The sequence below is a fragment of the Bacillus sp. JAS24-2 genome (assembly GCF_008274905.1).
Lineage (GTDB): Bacteria > Bacillota > Bacilli > Bacillales > Bacillaceae_G > Bacillus_A > Bacillus_A cereus.
Window position 1 is genome coordinate 181,918 of record NZ_CP031068.1, and the last position, 21,495, is coordinate 203,412.

Genomic DNA, 21,495 nt, shown 5'->3' on the forward strand with positions numbered 1-21,495 from the left:
GGGATGTTTAGATGGGGGCTTATGAAATTAATGACCAGTTATTAACAAATGAAGAGAAAAAAGAATTAACGATAAATAAAAATCAGCAAACGATTAGCAGAAAGAAAGAAGTGTTTCGTAAGTTTATATCGAATCCAATCGCAGTTTTAGGAACAGTGACGTTATTGCTAATTATTGTTTTCTCGCTTATTGGCGAAAGTTTAACTTCATTTACTGCGAGTGAACAAGTAAAAGAGGCAACAAATTTACCGCCGAGTAGTGAACATTGGTTTGGAACAGATGATCTAGGGAGAGATATTTGGGCACGTACTTGGGCTGGTGGGAAGATTTCACTAACAGTTGGATTAGTAGCAGCTGCCCTCGATATAGGGCTCGGTGTACTGATTGGTGGATTTAGTGGATATGTGAGAGGGCGTAATCGCCTTGGAACGTTAATTGATGAGTGGATTATAAGAGGAATTGAAGTATTATACGGCATCCCATATTTATTAATTGTTATTTTACTATTAATTGTTATGAAACCAGGTCTTTTCACCATTATTATCGCCCTTGCATTAACGGGATGGATTGGAATGGCCCGTCTCATTCGAGCACAAGTATTGTCTTTAAAACAACGAGAGTTTGTTATTGCAGCAGAGCGATTAGGTACATCACATATGAAAATTATATATGGGCATTTAATTCCGAATTTAACAGGGATTATTATCGTCAATTTATCATTTACAATTCCAGCAGCTATTTTTTCAGAATCATTTTTAAGCTTTATAGGACTTGGGGTACAATCACCAGCGGCAAGTTGGGGGACGATGACGAATGATGCACTCGGGACATTATTGAGCGGAGAATGGTGGCAGCTATTTTTCCCAGCAATCATGATTGCACTCATTATGTTCGCATTTAATGCAATTGGTGATGGTTTGCAAGATGCAATTGATCCAAAAATCGTCAAACGGAATCGAAAGGAGAAAAAACATGGGACAAATCTTATCTTTAGAAAACGTAACGTTAGCCGTTGAAAAAGAGAATAGTAAGCAAGCAATTGTGAAACATGTTTCCTTTTCTATTAACGAAGGTGAAATAGTTGCACTTGTAGGAGAAAGTGGTTCAGGAAAAAGTGTTACAGCACAATCCATTATCGGCTTGAATCAAGAATTAATTCATATCGATGATGGAAATGTATCTTTCCAATCAAAGGAATTAACGAATTTACAAGAATCAGAATGGAATCAAATTCGCGGAAAAGATATTTCCTTTATATTTCAAGATCCGCTTTCATCTTTAAACCCAACGATGAAGGTAGGCAAACAAATTACAGAAGTAATTTTGCAACATGGGGAAAAGTCGAAAAGAGAGGCAAAGGGAATTGCGATTAACTTGTTAACAGATTTAGGGATACATGAAGCAGAGAAACGCTTTGAACAGTACCCACATCAATTAAGCGGGGGGATGAGGCAGCGTATTTGTTTAGCAATTGCGTTTGCTTGTCATCCAAAGCTTGTAATTGCAGACGAGCCGACAACAGCGTTAGATGTAACGATTCAGAAACAAATTATGGGGCTATTAAAAGAAAGAAAAGAAAAACAAAATACGAGTATTTTATTAATTACACATGATTTGGCACTTGTACGTGAGGTAGCTGATCGAGTAGTTGTTATGTACGGGGGACGTGTTGTTGAAAAAGGAACGATACAGGAGGTAATAGGTTCTCCTAAACATCCATATACGAAAAGCTTATTACAAGCAATTCCGAATATGGATGTTTCCGAAAAGGTATTACGTGCTATAGAAGGAACGACACCTTCCATTGAAACATTAAATAGCTTTGGTTGTCCTTTTGTAAATCGTTGTCCAGTAGCCATAAAAGAATGTATTCATCGTTTCCCAGAGAGAACAACATATTCTAAGGAGCATAGTTCACATTGCTGGCAGCATGTTCTGGAGCATAATAAAGCGAAATCAAAAGAGAAGGTGAATGCCTCATGACGACAGATTTAATTACTGTAAAGCAAGTAACGAAAACATATGGAAGTAAAAGTAAAGAAATCACAGCGTTAAAAGATATATCACTTTCTATCCCGAAAGGAACAACACTTGGCATTATTGGTGAAAGTGGTTCAGGAAAAACAACACTTGGAAAGCTCATAGCAGGGATTGAGAGTCCAACGTTTGGTGAAATTGATTATAACGGTCAAGTTGTTCACATGCTGAAGTCAGCTCATAAGCGAGATTTTTTACAGAAAGTACAGTTCATTTTTCAAGATTCTACAGCTGCATTAAATCCGCGCTGGAAAATACGCGATAGCGTAACGGAGGGTTATATTTCATTCGGTTTAGGTGATAAAGGATTGAAGGATAAAGTAGCGGGTGATGCCCTGGAGCGTGTTGGATTAGATAGAAGATATATTGATCGATATCCGCATGAATTTAGCGGAGGACAACGTCAACGTATCGCTATTGCAAGAGCGTTATTGTGTGAGCCAGAAGTATTGATTCTTGATGAACCAATTTCAGCATTAGACGTTTCATTGCAAATTCAAATTGTACATCTGCTGCAAAAAATCCAAAAAGAACAAGGTTATACATATTTATTCATCGCTCACGATTTACCGATGGTTCACTATTTATGTGAAAAAGTAGCTGTCTTATACAAAGGAGAACTTGTTGAATTTGGAAATACGGACGAAGTATTCCGTAATCCACAACATTCTTATACAAAAACATTATTAGCATCAACACCAAAAATTTCAGGTTAAAGGAGAATGTAGGATGAAGAAGTTTTTACTGTTTGTCATTATGACTGTTTTAGCAATTACTTCTGTTGCTTGCGGTAAGAAAGAAACGCCAAAGGCGAGTGCTGGTAAGGGAGAAGGCGATCGATTAGTAACGAATATTAGTAGTGATCCATATACACTTGATTCTGCTATTGCAACAGATAGCACGTCAGGTTATATAATTGGGCAGTTGTTTTCAAGTTTATATACGCAAGATAGTGATGGGAAATATCAAAATGAATTAGCGGAGAAAGAAGAAGTAAATGCTGATGGAACTGAATATACAATTCATTTGAAGAAAGATATTAAATGGTCAGATGGTTCGCCTATTACAGCAAATGATTTTGAATTTGCATGGAAGCGATTATTAAATCCAAAAACGGGTTCTATGAATGCGACAGAAATGTATTTTATTAAAGGGGCAGAGGCGTATAATACTGGGAAAGGTGAAGAGGGGCAAGTTGGTATTCAAGTTGTTGATCCTCAAACATTAAAGGTAACCCTTGAACACCCAGTTGCTTCTATTAAACAAAAACTAGCAAGCTCACTATTTATTCCATTAGCTAAAAAGTCGATTGATGATAATAATAAATTAAAAACAGATCCAAAAGAGTTAATTACGAATGGGCCATTCACGTTAAAAGAGTGGAAGCATAACCAGGCTATTACAGTACAAAAAAATAAAGAATTCTATGATAAAAAGGTAACTCTAAAAGAAATTGAGTTTCGTATTATTCCAGACTCTAAAACAGCGTATCAATTATTTAAATCCAAAGAATTAGATTTACTAAGTGGTTTACCACAAGAGATGATCGAAAAAGAAAAAGGAAATAAAGAATATAAGCGTGTTGCAGGTTTCTCTTCGTATATTTATTCGTTTAACGTAGAAAAAGAGCCGTTTACAAATGCGAAGGTACGTAAAGCATTTTCATTAGCGGTTGATCGTAAATTTATCGTTGAAAAATTGTATAAAAATAATGCGCAAGAAGCATATGCATTCGTTCCAGAAGGAGCAAAAACACAAAGTGGCCGTGATTTCCGTAAAGAAAAAGGTGATTACGTTAAATTTGATCCAGCAGAAGCGAAAAAGTTATTAGAAGAAGGCATGAAAGAACAAGGCTGGTCTACATTACCTGAAGTAACATTAAAATCCACTACAGATACACAACATAAAAAAGTAGCAGAAGCAATGCAAGAAATGTTTAAGAAAAATCTTGGCGTAGATATTAAATTAGAAAATAAAGAGTGGAAGAGTTACATCGACACATACAAGCAAAGTGATTTCCAATTAGCTTATATGGGATGGGGCGGCTCTTTATTAGATCCAATTACTAAACTAGATTTATATGCAGGTGATGGTCCGAATAACTATGCAAAGTGGCATAATAAAGAATTTGACGCTTTAATAAAAGAAGCAAAAGTTGAACAAAACGAGGATAAGCGCTTTGAATTATTACATAAAGCGGAAGATATTATGTTTACAGATTCACCATTAATCCCAATTATTTTCCCAAGTGCCTCATATTTACAAAAATCATCAGTATCTGGTGTCCAATTCATTATTGGTTCTAGTCCAGAATTAAGATACGCAAAAATTAAAAAATAAAGAAGTAGGCAACCGCCTACTTCTTTATTTTATTTCTCTTTTGTATTCTTTTTTCGTTCCATCAGAGAAGACAACTTCTAAATCAAATTTTTGATAGTCTTTATCAAGTTTGAACACATTCACTACTTGATCGATTACTTCTTGGTCAGCAGTATTTTTATCAAATTTTAATTCTTGTAAGAGTGGGCTTAATTTTGTGATAGCCTCGTCTCCTGTTAATTTTACATCTGCTTTATGATCTTCAATTTTTGCTTCCATTTTCTTATCAGCTGCTACATTTTTATAGTCTGCTTCGTAGTCTTTCTTTGTATCTTGGTAGTCTGCCTTTAAATCGAATTCATTGAAGTTTAGTTTTAAATCTGCAGGAGCCTCATTTTTTGCTTCTTCAGTCGTCTTTTTATTAGAAGTTGTGTCTTCTTTTGCAGGAGCTTTACATCCTGTTAATGCAGGTACTAGCATAAGAGCTAATAAAACTGATAGTAGAATTCTCATTATAAATTCCTCCTTATGTAAATTCGTTCTATACAAGTTTTTCCCAAAAACATGTAATTATGTATGTGTTGAAAATAAATTATTATTCTGTAGTTGCAAGGGCTAATTCGCAATTTAAATCAAAAAAGATTTGTATGTATATGGTAAATTGAAGTTGTGAGGAGGGGCTAAAATGCATGAAGAATATAAAGAGATAATAAAAAAATCAATTGAATATATAGAGAATCACTTACATGAGGAGCTTACAACAGAAAGAGTGGCATCTCACAGTGCAGTATCGATGTACTATTTTCATCGCATCTTTCAAAGATATGTTGGGATGAGTGTAACAGATTATATTCGAAAGAGAAGGTTAACTCATGCTGCGCAAGTTTTAGTGTCAACGGAGAGAGCTGTTATTGATATTGCAGTGCAATACGGTTTTTCCTCACAAGAGGCATTTACGAGAGCTTTTAAAAGAATGTTTCAATTGCCACCAAAGAAATATCGAAAGTACTTTCAGTCATTTTATATAGAAAGAGAGGGTGTTTCAATGCAAAAAGGTATACCGAAAGGATGGATCTTAAGTGGAAGTCATCCTGCTGAATATGAGATGGGTTTAGATTATGAAGTTGTCCATCAGGGGAAAGTATCTGCATACATAAAAGCAAAAGAGAATGTTACGCACGGAGGATTTTCAACATTAATGCAAATGTTCCGAGCGGATAAATATGTAGGAAAGAGATTACGTTTTACAGCATTTATTAAGAGTGAAAATGTAAGAGATTGGGCAGGATTGTGGATGCGAGTAGATGGAAAAGATACAGAACCGCTCGCTATGGATAATATGCAAAATCGCCCCATTAAAAATACGAATAACTGGCAATCGTACTCGGTTGTATTAGATATAAAAGAAGAAGCACTTGGTATTGCATTTGGTGTTTTATTATCAGGAGAAGGTTGTGTGTGGCTAGATAGTATTCGATTTGATGAAGTAGATGAAAAAATTCCTTCAACAGATTTGGCAGAGAACTTTTATGAAACACTTTTAGAAGAGCCGGTGAATCTACAATTTGAAGAAGTAGAAAAATAAAAAACAAGGAGAAAAGATATGCTCAAATATGTAAAACTAATAAGTATTAGTTTAGTAATATCGTCTTGTATTATGGGAGTTAATTATTTAGTTAGCTATCTTTGGTCAGGGCATATACCTTCTTTGACGTGGAGAACATATTTGATGTTTGTGTTTATATGTATGATGAGTTTTGGTTCAATGCAAAAAGAAGGAAAAGAGGATTATTGACAATAGTCTTCTTCGCCTTTCTTTCATTAACACAAATGGTTGTAACTGTTTTTGGAGATGCAGGTATGATTTTCAATATCATCTCACTATCGTTACAACTTGTAAGTTTGGGTGTAATTGTACCACATGAAATGCTTTCTAAAACATACCAAACAATCAGTGAATTATTTCCTGCAATATATGCAGGAAATGGCTATTATACAATAATATTTGGAGGAGTTAGTTTAGAAAGAAATATTATTTCATTATTAGTTATTGTATTGGTTATACAATTAGTAGCAGGTATGATTTTAGCTATAAAAGGAATGGCAAAGGGAAGAGGAAGCTCTGTAGTTAAAGTTGTATAAAAGTAAAAAGGTATCCTTCGTGGGATACCTTTTACTTTTGTTACTTTGCAACTTCTGTCCACTTGTAGTTAAATTCACCACCGAAGTCAGTTGTTACAAGTCCTTTAATGAAAGAGCGTTGTAAGTAAGAACGACCTTGTTGGTATAAAGGAGCGACAGCGCCGTCTTGTAATAGAATTTTTTCAGCTTGCTTCATTGCTTCAAAGCGTGCTTTTTCATCGCCAGCTAAATCTGTTTTCACTTTATGAATTAGCTCATCGTACTCTTTGTTAGAGTATTTATCGAAGTTATAAGCACTATCTGTTGTAAATAGATCTAAGAATGTAATTGGATCAGCGAAGTCAGGGCCCCAGCCGTCAATACCAATTTCATAGTCACCACTTAATAGTAGTTTTAGCTGTTGTTTACGTGGTTGTGGTTTTAAGTTCACTGTTAATCCGTCTAAGTTCTTTTCTAATTCACCTTTTAAATATTCACCAGTCTTTTTAGCTAAAGCATTGTCACTTGTTAATAGTTCGATTGTTACTTTGTCAGTACCAAGTTCTTGTTTTGCTTTTTTCCAGTTTTCTTTCGCTGTTTTCACATCATCCTTGACTAGATTTCCATTTTCTTTACGGAAGTCGTTGCCTTCTGGGCTCTTTGCGAATTTCGCAGGAACCATTCCTTCAGCTGGAACCGCGCCGTTATTTAAGATTGTTTCTACGTAAGCTTTTTTATTCATTGCGCCGTTAATAGCAAGGCGTGCATGTTGATTTTTTAATGTTTCATTTTTCTGATTTAGTCGTAAGAATTGAATGCCGACTTCAGCGCGTTCTTTGAAGTTTGGATCGCTCTTATATTTATCAACAAACTCTGCAGTTAAAGCAACACGATCAATTTGTCCTGAATCATATAAGTTCACTTCTGTAGACTTATCTTTAACGACATTGAAGTTGATTTCTTCTAGTTTTACAGTTTTAGCATCCCAATAGTTAAGGTTTTTCTTCAATTGGAAGCTTTGTTCATGTTTCCAGTTCTCTAATGTGAAAGCACCGTTGTAAATTAAATGAGTTGTTTCTAAACCATATTTATCGCCTTGAGACTTTAAGTACTCTTCATTAATTGGTAAGAATGTTGAGAATGTCGTTAAGCTTAAGAAGTAGGGAACAGGACGGTCTAGTTGTACTTCTAACGTTTTGTCATCAACAGCTTTGACCCCTAGTTGATCAATTGGCAATTGTTTTTGGTTTATTTGTTTCGCATTCTTTATATCGAAGAATAAGAATGCGTATTCAGCTGCTGTATCAGGATTTACGGCACGTTGCCAAGCGAAGGCAAAGTCCTTTGCTGTAACAGGAGTACCGTTTGACCATTTTGAATCACGCAGATGGAATGTATATTTTGTTTTATCGGGACTAATGTCAACCGACTCAGCGACACCAGGAACCGGTTTATTATCTTCTCCCATTGCATATAACCCTTCAAAAACATTGCGCATTACGTTCATGGATTCCCCATCCGTTGCTTTTGCAACATCCATTGTTGGAATTTCTGAAGCGAATGATAAGTTAATTGCCTGTTTATCAGGTGCTTTATCGTTTGCTTTCGCTCCGCTTGCATTATCTTTATTTCCCCCGCAAGCAGTTAGTAATAGACTTGCCCCTAAAACAGATGCAACAACAGGTATAACTTTTTTCTTCATTGTTCGTTCCTCCCTAAATGTGTTGTTCGTAACGTCATAATGTCCATGTCTTGAAGTAGTTATAGAAGGAGATAAAACCTATTATAAATATTTGTTTATAGGTAATCAGGTGTTCTATATGTATATACATGTTGATCTATAATCTATCGTTATATGTTTCAACGTAGTAGACATTATATTTTGATGGTGAAATATTTCGTTTCTTTGATTATTTAGAATATTAACACTAGAAAGAACTATATGTCAATAATAAAAATAGATTGTTAATTTCTTAGAATAATATATTGAAAAAGCGGATTCTCATGTGTGAGAGAACCTATTTTTAATATATTTTGCTAAAAAAACAATTGGTGTGGGCTAATAATAAGTGGGGATGAAGAAACCCCCACTTATTAAAGTTTCACTTTATTTTTCAATTTTTGCCCACTTGAAGTTTAATTGCCCTGCAAAGTCTACTTGCACAATTCCTTTCACATAAGAACGTTCTAAATAAGATTCGCCTTTTTGGTAAAGAGGAGCGATAACAGAGTCTTTAAATAATATTTTCTCGGATGCTAGTAATGCTTCCCAGCGAGCTTTTTCATCACCAGCTAAAGTTGTTTTCACTTTTGCTATTGTTTCATCGAATTCCTTATTAGAGTAATGATCTAAGTTATAAGGGTTATTCGTTGTAAATAGCTCAAGGAATGTAATTGGATCCGCAAAGTCAGGGCTCCAGCCATCAATTCCGATTTCGTAGTCACCTTTTAATAAAAGTGAAACTTGTTGCTTACGCGGTTGCGGTTTTATATTTACTGTTAATCCATCTAGATTCTTTTCTAGTTGTCCTTTTAAGAATTCACCAGTTTTCTTATCAAGGTCAGCATCACTCGTTAATAATTCTAATGTTATCTTTTCAGAACCAAGCTCTTGTTTAGCTTTTTTCCATAACTCTTGTGCAGATTTTGTATCAACTTTTGTTAAATCGCCATTTGCAGTACGGAAGTCTTTTCCTTCAGGTCCTTTTGCAAAGTTTTTTGGAACGAGACCAAATGTTGGTTTAGATCCATCATTTAATAACGTATTTACAAAGGATTTTCTATCAATTGTTTGATCAATTGCTTGGCGTGCAGAAACGTTTTGAAGCACTTTGTTTTGTTGATTCATACGTAAAAATTGTACGCCTACGTTTGGACGTTCTTTAAAGTTAGCATCCTTTTTATATTTATCGACGAAGTCAGATGTTAGTTTTATACGATCTAATTGTTTTGACTCGAATAAATTTACTTCTGTTGATTTTTCTTTTACGACGTTAAAATTGATTTCTTCTAGTTTGACAGTATCTTTATCCCAATAGGTAGGGTTTTTCTTGAATTTAAAGCTTTGTTCGTGCTTCCAATCGCTTAGTGTAAAAGCTCCGTTGTACAAGATTGTATTATCTTCTAAAGCGTACTTATCACCTTGTGCTTTAAAGAATTCCTCGTTAATTGGTAGAAATGTTGGGAACGCTGTTAAGCTAATAAAATACGGAATAGGACGCTCCAATTCTACCTCAAACGTATGGTCATCAACTGCTTTTACACCAAGTTGGTCGGCTGGAAGTTCTTTGTTGTTAATTTTTGTTGCGTTTTTAATATCAAAGAATAGAAATGCATATTCAGAGGCTGTTGCTGGATCTACGGCTCTTTGCCAAGCGAACACAAAATCTTTAGCTGTAACAGGAGTGCCGTTTGACCATTTTGAATCTCGCAAATGGAATGTGTATTTCGTTTTATCGCCACTTACTTCATGAGATTTTGCAACACCAGGAACAGGTTTGTTACCTTCACCAAGATTATACAAACCTTCAAATACGTTTCTCATTACTTGACCAGAATCAGTATCTGTAGCACGAGCCGTATCCATTGTTCGTATTTCAGTAGGTGAAGATAAGTTTAAAACCTGTTTACTAGGTGCCTCGTCTTTTGCATTTGCTCCGCTTGCTTCGTTTTTATAACTACCGCAACCAGTTAATAAAATACTTACTCCTACAACTGATGCAATACCGGGTACAAACTTCTTTTTCATTTGATTTTCCTCCTAAATAATTAAGTTTGGATGATGATGAGGGAAATGAAAAATAAAAAATCCCTCTTTTCATATTGAGAAAGAGGGATTTTTACGTACAAGTTATGCACCCGTATATAAACGAAGTCCCTCATTCTATCTTTCAAGCATAAAGCTTGCAGGAAGTGGCACAGTATTCAAAATGAACCTGTTGCCGAGGTTTCAAAGGGCCAGTCCCTCCACCTCTCTTGATACAATGAGTAAACGAATAAATTTTATTAATTTTTGTGTTTCTTTGATAATTCAAAATCTTACACCTTGAATAATGAAGTGTCAACTAAATGAAATATAGTTTAAATTTTCAGTTTTATTAAACGAAAAAACCACTGCATAGGGCAGTGGTTTTTCTACTAGAAGTTAAAGTTATCTGGATCTGGACCAACGCGACGATCTTCATTTAAAGCTTGAATTGCTTTCATATCATCAGCACTTAATTCAAAGTCGAAGATGTTTGCATTTTCAATAATGCGATGTTCTTTAATTGATTTGGGAATTGTTACAACTTCGTTTTGTAAATCCCAGCGTAAAATAATTTGCGCAGTTGATTTATTATATTTTGTCGCAATTTCTTGTAACGTTGGATTATCTAGTAGTTGTCCTTGCATTAATGGTGACCAAGCTTCAAGCTGAATATTATGTTCTTTACAGAATGCATGTAACTCTTCTTGTGCTAAACGTGGGTGGTATTCCACTTGGTTGACCATTGGCTTAATTTCAGCAATTTCAAATACGTCTTGTAAGTGGTGAATGTGGAAATTACTCACACCGATAGCGCGAACACGGCCATCTTTATAAAGTTTTTCTAATGCTTTCCATGATTCGGTATATTTCCCTTTTACAGGCCAATGTACTAAATATAAATCTAAATATTCTAGACCTAATTTCTCTAATGTAGTTCCAAATGCTTGAAGTGTTGTTTCATATCCTTGATCGCTATTCCATACTTTTGAGGTAATAAATAATTCTTCGCGTGAAACACCGGATTCACGAATCGCTTGTCCAACGCCTTCTTCATTTTGATAGATTGCTGCAGTATCGATGCTGAGGTAGCCATTTTTAATTGCTGCTTTTACAGAATCAATTACTTCTGAACCATCTTCTACTTTAAAAACACCTAAACCAAACCAAGGCATTTTTACACCGTTATGTAATGTTGTATAGTCTTTTAAACTTGTTAAAATCATATTATTTCCCCCTAGCTTTTTTGTTTGTTGCTTCTACTGCTTTTTGAATTGCCTCTGAAAAATTATATTCGTATAAAGTTTTGAGACCCTCAGCTGTGGAACCACCTGGCGTTGTTACTTGTTCGCGGAGGTTAGCTGGATTTTGCGTTTGTTCGAGCATAGAAGCAGAGCCAGAAATCATTTGAATGACAAGATGTTTTGCGGTTTCTTCATCGACTCCATAACTTTTTGTTGTTTCAATTAAGCTTTCAGCAAAGTAATAAAGGAAGGCTGGTGCACTTCCAGTAACTGCAGTAAGCTGATGAACTTCTTCCTCAGTACAAAGTTGCGAAGTACCAATACCTTTTAAAAGCAGTTGCAGGGTTTCTTGATGCATCTCATTTACTGATTGTCCCATTGTATATAAGGAGATAGATTTTCCAATTTCAGCAGCTGTATTAGGCATAATCCAAGCAACAGGCGTGCCCTTTGGGAGTCTAGCTTCTAAATAAGATGGTCCAATGCCAGCTGCGACTGTTACGACTAGTTGATTTGATATTAACGGAGATAGCTCAGCTAATAACTCTTCATGAGCAGAAGGTGGCATTGCTAAAACAACCGTATCAACAGATGTAACATGCTGTTTCCAATCTGTTGCAGTAGACACATTATATCGATGTTGTAACTGTTTTAGCTTTTCTACGTTGCTTCGATTAGAGACGATAATTTCTTCGATGTACTCTTTGCTTGTTTTAAGTAATCCGGAAAATATAGCTTCTGCCATACGACCGGCACCAATAAATAAAATTCGATGTTTAGTTAGCATATTCTTTATTCCTTTCTAGTAGAGATATGTTATAAAAACGATATCATCTTTAAGAGAATGTTGTAAAAAGAAAAGACTTACCGTAGATGGAATGGATAATGAGAAGGCGGAAATTCATGCTAATATTAACTGTTATTAATCTCTTTATATGTGTAGCTGGTTTGCTAGAGTGGAAGAGCAATTATAAGGGGCAAGAACATACAAATAATTATATCTAGAAAATAATTAGAATTGAAAAACCCCTGAAGCATATATGCTTCAGGGGTTTACTAATAGAATATAAGATTATGCTTTTGTCATACCAAGTAATACAGCGCCGCCGATAATTAAAACACTACCTAGTGCAATAAAGATCAATTGACGTTTTGTTTTCTTTTCACCTAAGAATACAATCGCACCGAATGTTGAGATAACGATTCCAGTTTGAGATAATGGGAAGCTTGTTGCTACTCCAACACGTGGTAATGAAAGAAGTAAGAATAAGTTTCCAGTTCCCCATAGTAAACCAGACAAAGCATTACGGATTGCATATTTGTTAAACGGTTTATGTTTAGACGTCAGTACAACCGCACCAACAAACATACCAACTGCTTGTGGTAAAATAGCAGACCAACCATCAATATTATACCAACGAATAATAATTACATATACAAGATAGCCGAAAGTAGAAACAATTAAAGTAAGAAGTCCTTTTTTCAATTGTCCAGGTGGCTGAGCATTTTCTTTATCATCTAATGATGTGAATACAACACCAACTACAATTAATAGGATTGCAATCGTTCCCAGAATGATCGTTGTAGTAGTAGTCCACTCACGGAAAGCGATAACCCCAAAGATAGAAGTTGCAACAAGTTGCATACCAGTAGAAATCGTTACAGTAGTTGAAACACCTAGTTTTTCAACTGTTTTTAATTGGTTTACTTGTCCTAAAGCCCAGAATAAACCTGAAATAAAACCAACAATTAAGATTGTCATTGTTAAAGCTGGTTGAGTAAATACATACATAATTGTTGCGAAGAATAGAGCACCGATTGTCATACCTACCGTTTGGCTATATGCACCACCGCCCATTTTTACGCTTACTAATAAGATGTTTCCCCATGCAATTGCAGGAAGAAGCGCTAATAAAATGTCCATTACAAGACTCCCTTCGGTTTGCTATACCAATATAGTTACATATCGTTCTAACGATCGGTAATGCCCCACTAATAGAGTAGAAGATTACCGATCGCTAAAACAGGATGAAGAATTCACAATATAAATGCGTTTTCATTTCTTCATTTTTTGAAACACCTCCATATAATAACAGGAAATTGCCTATTTTAGAAAGTGAATTCAAATAAAATGTATATTTAAATAAGAGTTAAAATTCAGTTATTTCCCGTTGGTATATTTTATTTCCTAAGAAATAAAGAAGCAGCTTCGACAAAAGCTGCTTTAAGAGTTAGTGATTCTTTTATTAATAAGTTGAATACATAGTAGAAATACGAGTGACATACCGATAGTAATAACTACAAGTGTCCAGGCGAGTTGCATATTACTTGCATCAATAGCCATGTAAATTGCAGTTGGGATTGTCTGTGTTTTACCAGGAATGTTCCCGGCAAACATGAGTGTAGCACCAAACTCACCGAGCGCGCGGACAAAGCTCAAAATCATCCCGCTTAGTAAGGCAGGAAATGCGAGTGGAAGTGTAACGTGCAGAAAAACTTGATATTCACTTGCGCCAAGGTCACGAGCACTTTCTTCAATTTGTACATTTGCGATAGAAAATCCCGTTTTCGCTGATTGGTACATAAGCGGAAATGCAACAACTGTAGAAGCGATAATCGCAGCAGTAGATGTGAACATAATAGACTGCTGAAATAATGATTCAACCCACTTTCCGATCGGGCTGTTGTTTCCAAAGATGATAATGAGAAAGAAGCCGATAACAGTTGGTGGAAGTACCATTGGTAATAAAAATATGGTTTCTAATAGTACTTTATATCGCCATGAGGAGCGAGCTAGTGCTCGCCCGACAATTGTCCCTAAAATTGTAACGAGAATAGTGGCGCACGCAGCTACTCTTAAAGATAGAAAGACAGGCGATAAAATAGCATCAATGCTCATAGTAATTACGACAGAACTGTAAATCCATATTTCTTAAAGATAGATTGTGCATCTTTTGACTGCAAATACTCATAAAATGAAGTCGCCTCTTTCTTATGTTTAGATTCCTTTATAACACCTAAAGGATAGTGGATTGGCTCATGAGAAGTAGCTGCTGCTGTCTCACCAATCTTTACTTTATCCGAAATGAGAGCATCTGTTTTGTATACGATGCCAGCATCGACATTCCCTGTTTCTACATATGTTAACACTTGGCGAACATCTTTTGTAAATACGACTTTATTTTGAACATCATTCCAAAGGTTTTCGTGTGTTAGAGAAGCCTTTGCATATTTGCCAGCAGGTACAGATTCAGGTGTACCAAGTGCAATTTTTTTGATTTTCTCATCTTTTAAATCTTGAAATTTTGTAAGTGAACTATCTTTAGGGATGACTAGAACTAGTTCATTTCCAAGAAGATTTTTCCCTTCTTTTTCACTAATGAATCCTTTTTTTACAAGGGTTTGGAATTTATCTTCTGCTGCAGAGAAGAATAAATCAGCAGGTGCACCTTGTTCAATTTGTTGTTGAAGTGCTCCAGAAGCACCGAAGTTAAAAGAAAGTTTGATATTTGGCTCTTTTTCTTTATATTGTTTTTCGATTTCTTTTAATGCATCTTGTAAGCTTGCAGCAGCTGAGATAGTCAGTTCAACTGTTTTATCCTCTTTAGCAGCTGACTTTGTATGCTTTTCCCCACTTGTACAAGCAGCACTAAATATAAGAAGGAAAGAAAGTATAAGTGCCCCGATGGAACGTAATGTAAATTTATTCATAAAAAGATCCCCTTTCGTTTTGATACATCTAATTATAACTAATTATATCTAAATATAACTAGTTATAATTGAATGTAATTTGAACATATATCTATTTTTAAAAAATAGGAGAAATATTCTTTTCTTTGTTACAATGAAAGGAGAAAGTGAGGAATCGTCTATGGATCATCATTCCTACACAACGGAAGAAGTAGCAAAGCGATTAAAAGTATCAAAATTAACTGTATACGACTTAATTAAAAAAGGAGAACTTCCTTCTTATAGAGTTGGTAGACAGATGCGCATTGATGCAACAGATTTAGATCAATATATAAAACAAATGAAAACAGGAAAGGTACAAGTTACTCCTGTAAAAAACGATGGTAGTAGTATCTTGAACACGTGTATTATTAGTGGTCAAGAACTAACGTTAGATATGTTAGCTAAACGTATAGAAAATCGTTTGCCAAGTTCTAATGTTTTAAGGGCGTATCAAGGTAGCTTAACGAGTTTGGTGAAAATGTATCAAGGAGAAGGAAGTATCGTTAGTTTGCATTTGTTTGATGGTGAAACTGGTACATATAATGTTCCTTACGTAAAACGCATTTTAGTAGGACAGCCATGCATTATGATTAATTTATTGTCCAGAAATGTAGGATTTTATGTCCAAAAAGGAAATCCGAAGAGAATAAAGGCATGGGCTGACATATCCGGGTCCACTATAAAGTTTGTGAATCGAGAAAAGGGTTCTGGTATTAGAGTGTTAGTCGATGAACAATTACGAATCCAAAAATTAAATAAAGCTGATATTAGTGGATATGAATGGGAAGAATCGAATCATCTTGGTGTTGCCACGCAAGTTGCAAATGGAAAAGCTGATGTAGGAGTAGGTTCAGAAAAGTTTTCGCAAATTGTAAATGTGGACTTTATTCCAATCATGAAAGAACAGTATGATTTAGTAATTTTGAAGAATAAAGAAAATGAAGAGTTGATTGAAGTTGTGAAAGACATTCTGCAATCGGAAGAATTTCATAATGAATTAAATGCGATTGGCGGATATGATATTACGAAAACAGGTCAAATTGTATATGAAACAAACTAAAAAGCTGCTTGTCTATAAGACGAGCAGCTTTTTCTATATATAAAGGGGGTTGGGGAAACAAAGTGTTAAACAAGACCTTGAGCAAGTGTATAAATGAAAGCCGTAAGAAGAGTGGCTCCACTTGCAAGTCCGATAAAGTCTGATTTGTTGAAAGTAATGTTGTTCATTATAAACTCTCCTTATTTGTTTAATGTAGTTGCAACAGCTTTTGCATTGACAAGTGCGGATAGCACCATGCCCATTGTATTTAAAAATTTATTTGATTTCATATTGTTCATCATGCGTATCCGCTCCTTTTCGAATTGTTGTTGCCCTGCTTATGTCTTAATTATAGGAAATATGGCTACTTGCAACTATCGAATTAGCTTACGAAAGACTTACACTTTTGTAAGAAAAAAAGACATTCATGTAAGAATGTCTTTCACAGCATATTGATATGATGATGGTCTTCAATTGTTTTTAAAAAACTACGCATTGAATTCGTCATATAGCTATCTTTACGGCGTATGAAAACCGTTGAAATACTGCCGTATTTTTCAGGGATTGCATGACAATGTACCTTACCTGCTTTAGAAAGATGATGGACAGCAGACTGTGGTACGAGTGTAATTCCGAGGCCGAGTGCAACGCTGTTTAATATTGTCTCTAATATATTGAATTCCATAATTCTTTTTGGTAGCAAACCTTCATCTTTAAGCCAACGTTCTAGTTTGGAGCGGTATCCACATCCTTGGTTAAAAACGAGTAGAGGCGTTGTTGTAAATTCTTCTATATGAAAGGCTTTATTTTGTGTTATAAGCATTAATTTCTCTGTACTAACATCGTATTGTTCGATTAGTGGATGTTTAATAGGACCTGATATAAAGGCGCCATCCAATTGATGATCAAGTACTTCTCTAATTAATTCTTCTGTTAGACCCGCTTGTAATGATAAATCGACATTTGGATAGCTTTTATAGTAAGAAGATAAAATGGTAGGCAGTGTACTTACTGTTTCGACTGTACCGATTTTCAATATACCGGAGGGTGTTTCGCTATCTAAAAATACTTGTTTTAGTTCGTCGACATCTTGCAAAATTTTACTAACATAAACGAGCATTTTTCTTCCTTCAGCTGTTAAAGTCATTCCTCGTTTATGGCGGTAAAAGAGTGGGGTTTTTAATTCGTTTTCTAGTTGTTTAATACGTGCAGTTACATTTGATTGTACATAATTTAATTCCTTTGCTGCGCTACTTACACTACCCTGATCGGCAACGCTTTTAAAGATTTGTAAGTCTCGTAATTCCATTTTGTAATCCCCCTTGATGTTAACTATCATTATAAATGATAGTTAACATCATTTTGAATCATTTTACGTGATATATTTTTTCTTTTACAATTCTCTTTGTGCAAATAGAAAGAAACGGGGGATTGCGGTGAGAAGAGGTCAAATGATAATAGGGGCTTTAGCGTGTTTAATTGCGAGTATGTCATGGGGAGCGATGTTTCCAGTTGCTGATCATGCGCTAGAATACATAGATCCATTTTATTTTTCGCTTATTCGCTATGGAGCAGTGGCGATAATGCTGATTGTATTGTTGTTAGTGAAAGAAGGAAAACAGGCATTTCGTTTAGAGGGAAGAGGAAAGTTACTCGTCTTTTTTGGAACGATGGCATTTACAGTATATAATGTCCTCATATTTTTAGGGCAAATGTTGATGGGTAAGTCGGGTGTAATGGTAGCTTCCATTATGGAAGCACTTATGCCGATGATTTCTATTTGTATTTTATGGGGATATAAGCATATAAAACCGAAGAAGTATATGATAACGAGTATGGTTATTGCTTTTGTAGGAGCTGTGTTTGTTATTACAAAAGGTGACATGAGTTTCTTTGTAACATTGAAAGATAATATGTTCCCATTAGCATTTATATTTATTGGTGTTATAGGCTGGGTTATTTATACGATGGGTGGTCAAACGTGTAGTGATTGGTCAACATTACGTTATTCTACGTTGACGTGTGTATTCGGTACGACTGTTACAGGAATTATAACGGTAATTATTACGTGGCTTGGATATGTTTCAGTTCCTAGTATGGGAACGATTTCTATTGTAAAATATGATTTGTTATTTATGATGACATTGCCAGGTATTGTAGCGCTACTTGCTTGGAACTACGGTGTGAAAATTTTATCATCCATTAATGGGATTTTATTTATTAATTTTGTACCAATTACGACTTTAGCTATTATGATGATGCAAGGGTATCAAATCACAATGTTTGATATTATAGGGACTGTACTTGTTATTGCAGCACTTATTCGCAATAACGTTTGCCAGAGAAAAGAAGAAAATATAAATAATAGAGTTTTACAAGAAGAACAATTACGTCAAGCTGTTTAATAGGCAAATGGAGGATTTCACATGTTAGAAAGTTTATTGTTTTTCTTCGCCGTCGGAGTTGCCTGTGAGCTTGCAGCAATTAATCGAAATGGTCGTAAAAAGATAAAACAACAAGCTGAGCTGATACAGCTTTTAAAAGAATTGAAAGAAAGAAAAAATTAAAAAGACGACCGGGCATAGACGGTCGTCTTTTTCTATATAAAGGGGAAAGGGGACACAAAGTTATACAAGCGTAGCAGCGTAAATAAAAGCAGTAAGAAGAAGAGAGCCGCTAGCTAATCCTAAAAAGTCTAATTTGTTAAAAGTGATGTTATTCATAATGAGTTCTCCTTACTTGTTTAATGTAGAAGCAACAGCTTTTGCATCGAAAAGAGCCGATAATACCATGCCCATTGTATGTAAGAAATTGTTCGTTTTCATATTGTTCATCATATCAATCGACTCCTTTTCGAATAGTTGTTGCCCTGTTTCTGACTTAATTGTATGAAATATAGTGAGAAGTAACTATCGAATTAGCTTACAAGAAAATTACACTTTTGTAAGAATTGAAATTTAACAATTCATACTTATTTTTATTACCAACTCCTAAAACTTAGTGTTATAATTGTTGTAAGAATATGATTATACTTCGGATGTTTAGAAAGGAACGAAATAAATGTATAAACCAATTACATTTTTGTTGAAATATATATTTAAAACAGCTGGGAAAGTAGAAGTGCAAGGAAGAGAAAAGCTACCAGAAGGTGGTCCGTATGTTGTTGCGTGTACACATACAAGTTTTATGGATGTATTAATGTTAGCTACAGGGATGTACCCAACTCAAATTCATTACATGGCAAAAAAAGAATTATTTGAAGGGAAATTCAAAAATTGGTTCTTTAAAAATGTAAATGCATTCCCTGTAGATCGCGCGAATCCGGGACCGAGTACACTTAAAATTCCATCACGTTTATTAAAAGAAGGAAAGGTAGTAGGGATTTTTCCAAGTGGAACGAGATCAGCGGAAGATGTTTCATTAAAAGCGGGTGCTGTGACAATTGCGATGCGTTCTAATGTTCCGTTAGTACCAGCAGCTTATGTTGGTCCATCAAGTGTAAAAGAATTAATAAAGGGGAAAAAGGCACAATTGATTTTTGGAGATCCAATTCAAATTGAGGGTGGAGAACAAATAGATCGAAAAACCGCTATGAAAATGATGACAGATCAATTAAATGAGAAGTTTGAGGAGTTAAAAGAAGCTTTGCAATCAAATCAAAAATAAGAAAAGACGACCGGGCATAGACGGTCGTCTTTTCTATTACTATTTATAATAAAGGGGAAAGGGGACACAAAGTTATACAAGCGTAGCGGTGTAAATAAAAGCAGTAAGAAGAAGCGAGCCACTAGCTAGTCCTAAAAAATCTAATTTGTTAAAAGTGATGTTATTCATAATATATTCTCCTTACTTGTTTAATGTAGAAGCAACAGCTTTTGCGTCGATAAGAGCGGAAAATACCATGCCCATTGTATGTAAGAAATTGTTCGTTTTCATTTTGTTCATCATATTAATCCGCTCCTTTTCGAATAGTTGTTACCTTGTCGCTGACTTAATTGTATGAAATGTTGCGGAAATTCACTATCGAATTAGCTTACAGAAAAATTACACTTTTGTAAGAGAAACGAATGAAGGTGTAATGATAAGAAGATTTGACATATGTTCATGAGATTCATTAACTTAAAGGTAGAGGTGAGTGTATGGCTAATATTAAAGATATTGCAAAGATGGCGGGAGTTTCAGTTACGACTGTTTCGAGAGTGTTGAATGATCACCCATATGTAAGTGAAGAAAAAAGGAAAGCGGTTATAGAGATAGTTGAGAAATTGAATTACTCGCAAAATGCAAATGCTGTTCATTTATCAAAAGGAAAAACGAATATTGTTGGTGTGATTTTACCGTATATTAATCATCCGTGTTTTGATGCGATGGTGAGCGGAATGATGGAGACTGCGTTAGCGCATAATTACAGGGTGCTACTTTGCCAAACGAATTATAATAAAAAAGAAGAAATGAAAAGTTTACATATGTTAAAAACAAAACAATTGGATGGTCTTATTATTTGTTCACGTGCAAATGATTGGGAAACGATAGAACCGTATGCTTCTTACGGCGCAATAATTGCTTGTGAAGACAATGATATTTCAAACATCTCAAGTGTATATACGAATCATTCAGCGGCCTTTCAATTAGGAATGGATTATTTGATTGAGAAAGGTTATAAAAAAATTGGTTATTGTACGGGAAGAAAATTAGGGCCGAGTAGTCAAAAGCGTTTTGATGTTTATAAACAGCAATTACAATCTATAGACGAAGAGGTTAATGAAGAATGGATTTTTACAGAATGTTTTACACTAGAAGATGGTGTAAAAGTGGCTCATAAGTTAAAAGAGATGCAGGATCTTCCTGAAGCATTAATAGTAGCAGGTGATGAAGTTGCGATTGGGGTTATGACAGAGGTTGAAAAATTAGGGATTCAAGTTCCTGAGGATTTAGCGATTATTGGCTTTGATAATCAACCTATCTCGCAAGTGTTACAATTGACAACTATTGATCAAAATTTAAAGGAGATAGGGAAAACTGCTTTTGAAATGTTGCATAGAAAAGTGAATGACGAGAGTTCTGAACAAGAAAAGCTGGAAATTCCATACGAACTTGTGGAACGCTCTACGGTTTAATTTTAATCCGTTATGTGTATAATCGCATAACGGATTATTTTTTTGAAATATCTTTGACAGGAAACGCGTTTCATACTTTATAAAGGAGTTAAACCGGTTTGTAATAATCCATGGATTCTTTTCAAGTGTTAATGCAATGAA

Annotated in this window: 24 protein-coding genes and 1 riboswitch; of the genes, 12 read left to right on the forward strand and 12 right to left on the reverse strand. The window is 35.1% G+C overall.

Annotated features, from left to right (window positions below):
- Positions 1-11 precede the first annotated feature (11 nt).
- From DN407_RS01070 to DN407_RS01085, 4 genes are read left to right on the forward strand one after another with little or no spacing between them, the layout of a single operon-like run.
- Positions 12-1,016: an ABC transporter permease gene (locus DN407_RS01070; protein WP_000501529.1), complete on the forward strand. Its 1,005-nt coding sequence runs from the start codon at positions 12-14 to the stop codon at positions 1,014-1,016.
- Positions 973-1,983: an ABC transporter ATP-binding protein gene (locus tag DN407_RS01075; RefSeq protein ID WP_097842458.1), complete on the forward strand. Its 1,011-nt coding sequence runs from the start codon at positions 973-975 to the stop codon at positions 1,981-1,983. Before DN407_RS01070 ends, DN407_RS01075 begins: the two co-directional genes overlap by 44 nt.
- Positions 1,980-2,753, forward strand: a complete 774-nt coding sequence (locus tag DN407_RS01080) for an ABC transporter ATP-binding protein (RefSeq protein ID WP_000205679.1) — start codon at positions 1,980-1,982, stop codon at positions 2,751-2,753. Before DN407_RS01075 ends, DN407_RS01080 begins: the two co-directional genes overlap by 4 nt.
- 13 nt (positions 2,754-2,766) lie before the next feature.
- Entirely contained in the window at positions 2,767-4,377 is a 1,611-nt protein-coding gene (locus tag DN407_RS01085; protein ID WP_149215937.1) for a peptide ABC transporter substrate-binding protein, read from the forward strand.
- 24 nt (positions 4,378-4,401) lie between these two features.
- On the opposite strand, the gene DN407_RS01090 is transcribed toward DN407_RS01085, so the two are convergent.
- Positions 4,402-4,869: a YusW family protein gene (locus DN407_RS01090; protein WP_001221553.1), complete on the reverse strand. Its 468-nt coding sequence runs from the start codon at positions 4,867-4,869 to the stop codon at positions 4,402-4,404.
- Between the two features lie 172 nt (positions 4,870-5,041).
- On the opposite strand from DN407_RS01090, the gene DN407_RS01095 reads away from it, so the two are divergent.
- From DN407_RS01095 to DN407_RS01105, 3 genes are read left to right on the forward strand one after another with little or no spacing between them, the layout of a single operon-like run.
- On the forward strand, positions 5,042-5,941 hold the full coding sequence (locus DN407_RS01095) for a helix-turn-helix transcriptional regulator (protein ID WP_149215938.1): 900 nt from the start codon (positions 5,042-5,044) through the stop codon (positions 5,939-5,941).
- A gap of 18 nt (positions 5,942-5,959) precedes the next feature.
- Positions 5,960-6,151: a hypothetical protein gene (locus DN407_RS01100; protein WP_000922552.1), complete on the forward strand. Its 192-nt coding sequence runs from the start codon at positions 5,960-5,962 to the stop codon at positions 6,149-6,151.
- Positions 6,148-6,498 carry an ABC-2 transporter permease gene (locus tag DN407_RS01105; protein WP_000156942.1) on the forward strand — a complete coding sequence of 117 codons (351 nt, stop codon included), beginning with the start codon at positions 6,148-6,150 and terminating at the stop codon, positions 6,496-6,498. The genes DN407_RS01100 and DN407_RS01105 overlap by 4 nt, the downstream gene beginning before the upstream one ends.
- Positions 6,499-6,538: 40 nt before the next feature.
- Here DN407_RS01105 and DN407_RS01110 read toward each other — a convergent pair whose 3' ends face one another.
- From DN407_RS01110 to modA, 7 genes are all read right to left on the reverse strand, one after another.
- Entirely contained in the window at positions 6,539-8,179 is a 1,641-nt protein-coding gene (locus tag DN407_RS01110) for a peptide ABC transporter substrate-binding protein (RefSeq protein ID WP_000730943.1), read from the reverse strand.
- Between the two features lie 405 nt (positions 8,180-8,584).
- The gene (locus tag DN407_RS01115) at positions 8,585-10,225 is read right to left on the reverse strand and encodes a peptide ABC transporter substrate-binding protein (RefSeq protein WP_016111292.1); all 1,641 of its coding nucleotides are present in this window, start codon (positions 10,223-10,225) and stop codon (positions 8,585-8,587) included.
- A 132-nt stretch (positions 10,226-10,357) separates the two neighbouring features.
- A riboswitch (SAM riboswitch) is annotated at positions 10,358-10,462 on the reverse strand.
- 152 nt (positions 10,463-10,614) lie between these two features.
- Positions 10,615-11,448: an aldo/keto reductase gene (locus DN407_RS01120; protein WP_149215939.1), complete on the reverse strand. Its 834-nt coding sequence runs from the start codon at positions 11,446-11,448 to the stop codon at positions 10,615-10,617.
- Position 11,449: 1 nt separating this feature from the next.
- Positions 11,450-12,253: a pyrroline-5-carboxylate reductase gene (gene proC / locus DN407_RS01125; protein ID WP_000956278.1), complete on the reverse strand. Its 804-nt coding sequence runs from the start codon at positions 12,251-12,253 to the stop codon at positions 11,450-11,452.
- A gap of 285 nt (positions 12,254-12,538) precedes the next feature.
- Positions 12,539-13,390 carry a GRP family sugar transporter gene (locus DN407_RS01130; protein WP_000353544.1) on the reverse strand — a complete coding sequence of 284 codons (852 nt, stop codon included), beginning with the start codon at positions 13,388-13,390 and terminating at the stop codon, positions 12,539-12,541.
- 300 nt (positions 13,391-13,690) lie between these two features.
- Complete coding sequence (modB, locus tag DN407_RS01135; protein WP_000020526.1) at positions 13,691-14,365, reverse strand: molybdate ABC transporter permease subunit; 675 nt, start codon at positions 14,363-14,365, stop codon at positions 13,691-13,693.
- A 5-nt stretch (positions 14,366-14,370) separates the two neighbouring features.
- Complete coding sequence (modA, locus tag DN407_RS01140) at positions 14,371-15,177, reverse strand: molybdate ABC transporter substrate-binding protein (protein ID WP_001032229.1); 807 nt, start codon at positions 15,175-15,177, stop codon at positions 14,371-14,373.
- 160 nt (positions 15,178-15,337) lie between these two features.
- Here modA and DN407_RS01145 point away from each other — a divergent pair, with 160 nt between their 5' ends.
- Entirely contained in the window at positions 15,338-16,258 is a 921-nt protein-coding gene (locus DN407_RS01145) for a substrate-binding domain-containing protein (RefSeq protein WP_149215940.1), read from the forward strand.
- Between the two features lie 65 nt (positions 16,259-16,323).
- Here the strand turns inward: DN407_RS01145 and DN407_RS01150 are convergent, their stop codons facing one another.
- Together DN407_RS01150 and DN407_RS01155 are read right to left on the reverse strand one after the other, a co-directional pair.
- Complete coding sequence (locus tag DN407_RS01150; protein WP_001060018.1) at positions 16,324-16,425, reverse strand: DUF3948 family protein; 102 nt, start codon at positions 16,423-16,425, stop codon at positions 16,324-16,326.
- A gap of 254 nt (positions 16,426-16,679) precedes the next feature.
- A complete protein-coding gene (locus DN407_RS01155; RefSeq protein WP_000423031.1) occupies positions 16,680-17,546 on the reverse strand; it encodes a LysR family transcriptional regulator in 867 nt (288 codons plus the stop codon).
- Between the two features lie 127 nt (positions 17,547-17,673).
- Between DN407_RS01155 and DN407_RS01160 the strand changes: the two genes are divergently transcribed.
- Positions 17,674-18,642 carry a DMT family transporter gene (locus DN407_RS01160; protein WP_149215941.1) on the forward strand — a complete coding sequence of 323 codons (969 nt, stop codon included), beginning with the start codon at positions 17,674-17,676 and terminating at the stop codon, positions 18,640-18,642.
- Between the two features lie 21 nt (positions 18,643-18,663).
- Positions 18,664-18,804 carry a YrzO family protein gene (locus DN407_RS01165; protein WP_000894065.1) on the forward strand — a complete coding sequence of 47 codons (141 nt, stop codon included), beginning with the start codon at positions 18,664-18,666 and terminating at the stop codon, positions 18,802-18,804.
- A 60-nt stretch (positions 18,805-18,864) separates the two neighbouring features.
- Here the strand turns inward: DN407_RS01165 and DN407_RS01170 are convergent, their stop codons facing one another.
- Positions 18,865-18,960 (reverse strand): DUF3948 family protein, encoded by a 96-nt coding sequence (locus DN407_RS01170; RefSeq protein ID WP_001060007.1) that lies wholly within the window; start codon positions 18,958-18,960, stop codon positions 18,865-18,867.
- A 337-nt stretch (positions 18,961-19,297) separates the two neighbouring features.
- Between DN407_RS01170 and DN407_RS01175 the strand changes: the two genes are divergently transcribed.
- Positions 19,298-19,903: a lysophospholipid acyltransferase family protein gene (locus DN407_RS01175; RefSeq protein WP_000277779.1), complete on the forward strand. Its 606-nt coding sequence runs from the start codon at positions 19,298-19,300 to the stop codon at positions 19,901-19,903.
- A gap of 72 nt (positions 19,904-19,975) precedes the next feature.
- Here DN407_RS01175 and DN407_RS01180 read toward each other — a convergent pair whose 3' ends face one another.
- Positions 19,976-20,071 (reverse strand): DUF3948 family protein, encoded by a 96-nt coding sequence (locus DN407_RS01180; RefSeq protein WP_001060008.1) that lies wholly within the window; start codon positions 20,069-20,071, stop codon positions 19,976-19,978.
- Between the two features lie 305 nt (positions 20,072-20,376).
- On the opposite strand from DN407_RS01180, the gene DN407_RS01185 reads away from it, so the two are divergent.
- Entirely contained in the window at positions 20,377-21,354 is a 978-nt protein-coding gene (locus tag DN407_RS01185) for a LacI family DNA-binding transcriptional regulator (protein ID WP_001273903.1), read from the forward strand.
- The last annotated feature ends 141 nt before the right edge of the window (positions 21,355-21,495 follow it).

Coding starts and splice junctions, on each gene's coding strand:
- DN407_RS01070 (WP_000501529.1), top strand. CDS start 12: ATGGGGGCTTATGAAATTAATGACCAGTTATTAACAAATGAAGAGAAA.
- DN407_RS01075 (WP_097842458.1), top strand. CDS start 973: ATGGGACAAATCTTATCTTTAGAAAACGTAACGTTAGCCGTTGAAAAA.
- DN407_RS01080 (WP_000205679.1), top strand. CDS start 1,980: ATGACGACAGATTTAATTACTGTAAAGCAAGTAACGAAAACATATGGA.
- DN407_RS01085 (WP_149215937.1), top strand. CDS start 2,767: ATGAAGAAGTTTTTACTGTTTGTCATTATGACTGTTTTAGCAATTACT.
- DN407_RS01090 (WP_001221553.1), bottom strand. CDS start 4,869: ATGAGAATTCTACTATCAGTTTTATTAGCTCTTATGCTAGTACCTGCA.
- DN407_RS01095 (WP_149215938.1), top strand. CDS start 5,042: ATGCATGAAGAATATAAAGAGATAATAAAAAAATCAATTGAATATATA.
- DN407_RS01100 (WP_000922552.1), top strand. CDS start 5,960: ATGCTCAAATATGTAAAACTAATAAGTATTAGTTTAGTAATATCGTCT.
- DN407_RS01110 (WP_000730943.1), bottom strand. CDS start 8,179: ATGAAGAAAAAAGTTATACCTGTTGTTGCATCTGTTTTAGGGGCAAGT.
- DN407_RS01115 (WP_016111292.1), bottom strand. CDS start 10,225: ATGAAAAAGAAGTTTGTACCCGGTATTGCATCAGTTGTAGGAGTAAGT.
- DN407_RS01120 (WP_149215939.1), bottom strand. CDS start 11,448: ATGATTTTAACAAGTTTAAAAGACTATACAACATTACATAACGGTGTA.
- proC (WP_000956278.1), bottom strand. CDS start 12,253: ATGCTAACTAAACATCGAATTTTATTTATTGGTGCCGGTCGTATGGCA.
- DN407_RS01130 (WP_000353544.1), bottom strand. CDS start 13,390: ATGGACATTTTATTAGCGCTTCTTCCTGCAATTGCATGGGGAAACATC.
- modB (WP_000020526.1), bottom strand. CDS start 14,365: ATGAGCATTGATGCTATTTTATCGCCTGTCTTTCTATCTTTAAGAGTA.
- modA (WP_001032229.1), bottom strand. CDS start 15,177: ATGAATAAATTTACATTACGTTCCATCGGGGCACTTATACTTTCTTTC.
- DN407_RS01145 (WP_149215940.1), top strand. CDS start 15,338: ATGGATCATCATTCCTACACAACGGAAGAAGTAGCAAAGCGATTAAAA.
- DN407_RS01150 (WP_001060018.1), bottom strand. CDS start 16,425: ATGAACAACATTACTTTCAACAAATCAGACTTTATCGGACTTGCAAGT.
- DN407_RS01155 (WP_000423031.1), bottom strand. CDS start 17,546: ATGGAATTACGAGACTTACAAATCTTTAAAAGCGTTGCCGATCAGGGT.
- DN407_RS01165 (WP_000894065.1), top strand. CDS start 18,664: ATGTTAGAAAGTTTATTGTTTTTCTTCGCCGTCGGAGTTGCCTGTGAG.
- DN407_RS01170 (WP_001060007.1), bottom strand. CDS start 18,960: ATGAATAACATCACTTTTAACAAATTAGACTTTTTAGGATTAGCTAGC.
- DN407_RS01175 (WP_000277779.1), top strand. CDS start 19,298: ATGTATAAACCAATTACATTTTTGTTGAAATATATATTTAAAACAGCT.
- DN407_RS01180 (WP_001060008.1), bottom strand. CDS start 20,071: ATGAATAACATCACTTTTAACAAATTAGATTTTTTAGGACTAGCTAGT.
- DN407_RS01185 (WP_001273903.1), top strand. CDS start 20,377: ATGGCTAATATTAAAGATATTGCAAAGATGGCGGGAGTTTCAGTTACG.